The sequence below is a fragment of the Streptomyces sp. genome (assembly GCF_036566765.1).
In the GTDB taxonomy this organism is placed as follows: domain Bacteria; phylum Actinomycetota; class Actinomycetes; order Streptomycetales; family Streptomycetaceae; genus Streptomyces.
This window is the reverse complement of sequence record NZ_DATCVQ010000482.1, coordinates 1-3,962: the sequence shown is the minus strand read 5'-3', so window position 1 is coordinate 3,962 and position 3,962 is coordinate 1. Positions and strand designations below refer to the sequence as shown.

At 69.6% G+C, this 3,962-nt stretch carries 5 protein-coding genes and 1 pseudogene; 3 read left to right on the top strand and 3 right to left on the bottom strand.

Annotation, left to right across the window (positions count from 1 at the left end):
- Window positions 1–678 (bottom strand): HD domain-containing protein (locus VIU94_RS28400; RefSeq protein WP_331915485.1); only part of this gene is annotated, 678 nt, incomplete at its 3' end.
- 111 nt (window positions 679–789) lie between these two features.
- On the bottom strand, window positions 790–1,308 hold the full coding sequence (locus tag VIU94_RS28395; RefSeq protein ID WP_331915484.1) for a hypothetical protein: 519 nt from the start codon (window positions 1,306–1,308) through the stop codon (window positions 790–792).
- A gap of 85 nt (window positions 1,309–1,393) precedes the next feature.
- Between VIU94_RS28395 and VIU94_RS28390 the strand changes: the two genes are divergently transcribed.
- Both VIU94_RS28390 and VIU94_RS28385 read left to right on the top strand, forming a co-directional pair.
- The gene (locus VIU94_RS28390; RefSeq protein ID WP_331915483.1) at window positions 1,394–1,735 is read left to right on the top strand and encodes a PadR family transcriptional regulator; all 342 of its coding nucleotides are present in this window, start codon (window positions 1,394–1,396) and stop codon (window positions 1,733–1,735) included.
- Entirely contained in the window at window positions 1,732–2,403 is a 672-nt protein-coding gene (locus VIU94_RS28385; protein WP_331915482.1) for a permease prefix domain 1-containing protein, read from the top strand. Before VIU94_RS28390 ends, VIU94_RS28385 begins: the two co-directional genes overlap by 4 nt.
- Before the next feature lie 174 nt (window positions 2,404–2,577).
- Here VIU94_RS28385 and VIU94_RS28380 read toward each other — a convergent pair whose 3' ends face one another.
- Window positions 2,578–3,213, bottom strand: a complete 636-nt coding sequence (locus VIU94_RS28380) for a TetR/AcrR family transcriptional regulator (RefSeq protein WP_331915481.1) — start codon at window positions 3,211–3,213, stop codon at window positions 2,578–2,580.
- A gap of 388 nt (window positions 3,214–3,601) precedes the next feature.
- On the opposite strand from VIU94_RS28380, the pseudogene VIU94_RS28375 reads away from it, so the two are divergent.
- A pseudogene (locus VIU94_RS28375) lies at window positions 3,602–3,962 on the top strand (transposase); the annotation flags it as partial.

The following is a 3,962-nucleotide window of genomic DNA, read 5'->3' as shown; positions in this document are numbered from 1 at the left end:
GGTCATCAGTTGCTTCCAGGTGGGCCAGACCGCCTTGGTCTCCTGGCGAACGAGTTCGCCGGGCATGCTGAAGGGTGGGGCCTTGTGCGGTTTGTCGAGTGCTTGACCGACGATCGCGTCGAAGAGCACGGCTGCGGCGTGGAGACGGGGCAGCGCGGCGTGGATGCGATCCGCGTAGCCGGCCGGGAGGGTGTGGGGCCCACCGGGGCCGAGGTCGAACCCGGCACCGGCCGTCACCAGCGCGATCTCGGGACGTTTGCGCATGGCTATCTCGTAGTGCAGGTGCAGAGCAATCGAGTCCCAGACGACCTCGACCCTCTCAGGTGACATCCCCTGGTCGGTGAGGAAGCGGGCGGCCAGGTCGGCACCGTCGATGTCGAACTGCTGATCGCCGTTGCCATCGGGGCTGAGCCCGGCGTCGTGCAGAAGACAGCCCAGGAACAGCAGTTCGTCGTCGTAGTCGCGGCCGGGTCGCAGCCCTTGCTGCTCCCCCAGGAAGCGGCCGTAGAGATAGCTGCGCATGCTGTGGTTGAAGATCGCCGGGTCCTCGATTCCTTTCACGTAGCGGACCGCGCTCTGCGTCAGGCCGGTACGTGGAAAGGGCAGTTCACCGTATACGTCGTCCATCACGTCACCCATCCTGAGCGTTGCGGGTAAGAGGTCGGCCTTCTCGGGCACGCATGTGCATTGGATGGCGGCGCGCCACCGGACGCCTGTCGACGCGGCGGAGGGGGCCGTTCGAGGTAGGCCGTGCCGTGCCGGCCGCGATCCGTAACGTACGCACGGGCTTCACGCTCCCGTGGTCGAGCCGGGGCGGACGATCATCAGGATGACGACGATTGCCCAGAGGACGTTGAAGATGCCGGTGAGCATGGTCAGCCGGGTCGCCGCGGAACGCTGCGCCTCCAGGGCCGCCGGGTCCTGCGCCTCCCGGTCCTGGCCAGCCCGGTCCTGGGCAGCCCGGTCCTGGGAGAACGCGAGCAGGCGCCGCTGGCCGGGCAGGACGGCCAGGGCCAGAAGGGCCGCGGCGATCACGGTCAACGCGAGCGACGCGAGCAGCCAGGTATCGGTGAGGACGCCGAGCGCGGCGCCGGTCGCGATGCCGAAGACCGGCACGGCGAGACCGGCGACGGCGTAGCCGCGGCAGATCCGGTGCAGGAGTGCTGCGATCCCGGCGGCTCGCCCGTCCGGATCCTGGCCCGCGGACGTCCGCAGCGCGTAGCGGGGAAACATGGACGCGGCCACGGTGATCGATCCGACAGCCAGGATCGCCGCGAGGACATGGACGGACAGCAGGACCTTGGTCACTTCGGTTCCCTCCGAGCAGGAGCATGAACATGTTGGCTGCCAATACATACACTGCCTACAGTTATTTTGGGTAGGCTGCCTACTCATGAGGGCAGACGCGGTGCGAGGGCACCTGGACGGACTGTTGCTGGCGGTGCTCGAACCGGGCGCCCTGCACGGCTACGCGATCATCGCCGCGGTTCAACAGCGCAGCGGGGGCGCTCTTGAGCTGCGTACGGGCACGATCTACCCGGCCTTGAACCGGCTGGAGCGGCTCGGACTACTGAGCAGCAGTTGGCAGTCCTCCGGCGAACGGCGACGGCGATGCTACGAACTCACCGACGCGGGGCGGCGCACCCTGGCCGGCGAGCGCACCGCGTGGAGCGAATTCACCGCAGCGATCGGCTCGGTCCTCAACCCCGTCGCGCCGCCCCAGAGCGCCACATGAGCGCCACCGGTCGGCAGGCCGATCTCGTCGAGGACCATGTCGCGGCCCTGGCGGCCGTCCTGCACGGCCCGGCCCGGATCAAGGCCCGGATGATCGAGGAGATACGCGACGGCCTCGCCGACACCGTGACGGCGCGCACCAGCGAAGGAGCGTCCTACCAGCAAGCCGCCCGCGAGGCGGTGCGGGAATTCGGGACCCTCGACGAACTCGTGCCGAGCTGCCAACGGGAACTGACCATCTCCCAGGCACGGCACACCGCCCGGGCCGTCGCCCTCGCCGCCCCGTTCCTGATCGCCTGCTGGTATCTGGCCTGGACCACCGCTCACGATCAGCCCTGGCAGCTGCCCCGCACGGCTCAGCTGCTGGCCGTTCTTCTGGCCGGTGTCGCCGGCGTCGCAGCACTGCTCGCCTCCGCGACGCTGGCGGCCACCGGCGCCCTCGCCCGCCGCCTGCCCGTCCCGGACCGACTCCCCCTCGTGGTCGCATGGGCCGGCACCACCGCCAGCATCGCCATGGCGGTCGCGACGCTCGCGCTCACCACGGCCTGCTTGATGGCCACGAACTGGCCGCTGCTCGCCTTCGCCGGCGCACTCGCAGCCGCGTCGCACGCCGTGGTGGCAGCCTCGGCCCGCGCCTGCCGCCGATGCGCGCGCCTGCCGGCCATGTGACCCACCGCATCGGCCGCACGGCTGAGGGGCAGTCACATCGACTGGCCGTGACGGCGTCTACTCCCACCGCGAGGACGACGTCAGCGTCGAGACCGCTGTCGGCCGGATCGCGGGCGACGGCGCCACATGGCCGGCCGCCCGCGCTTCCCAGAACAGGGCACACGCCCCTGGCGGTCACCGTGCCGGACTCAGAAGCTCGCGGACCAGGGCCTGACCCCACCACTCCTCGATGCGATCGGGCGGCCAGCCGCGTTCGGTGGTGAGTGTGGTGTAGACGTCGATGTTGCAGATAGCCGCGTAGACATCGACGGCGGAGCGCAGATCCAGGCCGCTCCGGAGGGTGCCGGCAGGCCAGGACGAGAAGACCTGCACCCGGGTTTCGTCGCCGCGTTCCCGGCCGTCGCGGTAGACCGCGGCGAGCTCGGGTTCGCTGCGGCCCGCTTCGCGTATCAGCGTGATCACATCGCCCGCGCGCTCGAACAGCCGCCTGTCGTAGGCGGCCATCGCCGCGAGTTGGCGTTCCGGGTCCCCTACCGCGGACTCCAACTCCGCGAGCATCTGCGGCGCGTCGGCGGACAGGTCGGCCGAGTCGGCCACGGCCCGGGTCAGCCCGGTCTTGTTTCCGTACGTCGCGTAGACCGTGGGTACGGAGACTCCCGCCTCGAGCGCCACCTCGCGCACGGTCGTACCCGCCCAGCCCCGGGAGTCGAAGAGTCGACGGGCGGCGCGGGCGATCTCGGCCCGGGTCTCCAGCGCCTGAGTCGTCCGACGCAGCGAGTCGTATCGGCGTTGGCCCTGCTCCGCGTTCATGCCTTGCCTTCCCCGGGTTGACGATGTCTATATTTAATATATGGCACGTCAACTCAAGTTGGCCACCGCCGACACCTCCCGCATCGGAGGCAGTCCTGTGGCTGTGAACCTTGCGAGGTCCGGTTCCACGTTGCGAGGGCTCTTCGCCGCCCTGCGCTGGGCCCGCGCCAACGACCCCGACTTCCCCGGGCCCGTAGCGAAAAGCGGCAACGAGCTCCTCTACCGTGCGCACGACCTTCAGCGCTGGGCACGCAACCGGCCGCGAGCCGCCGCGCCGGAAGAGACGCAGCCGCCAACGTCGAACAAGGCGACTAGGGCGCGTATCGAGTCGTGATCAATTTGCGGGATGTGCCTTCGTGGCACGGTCCGGGCCGAGAGACGGTCTTACGTGACGCGAGTGCAACTGGCCGATCCGGATTGGGAGTTCATCGAACCGTACCTGCCGATCGGCGAGTACGGCCCGTACCCCGAGTGACTGCGGCAGCAGTTCGAGGGCGTGATCTGGCGGTTCAAGACGGCCGGCAGTGGCGGGAGATGCCGACGGAGTTCGGCGCCTGGTCGACCGTCAACAACCGCTTCCGGCAGTGGCGTGACGTCGGCGTCTTCGAGGCCCTGCTGGAGGGCCTGATCACGGAAGCCGCGAAGCGGGGTGAGGTGGACCTGTCCCTGCTCAGCATCGACTCCACCACCGCCCGAGCCCACCACCGCCCGAGCCCACCACGACGCGGCCGGGATGCACCTCGACGAGG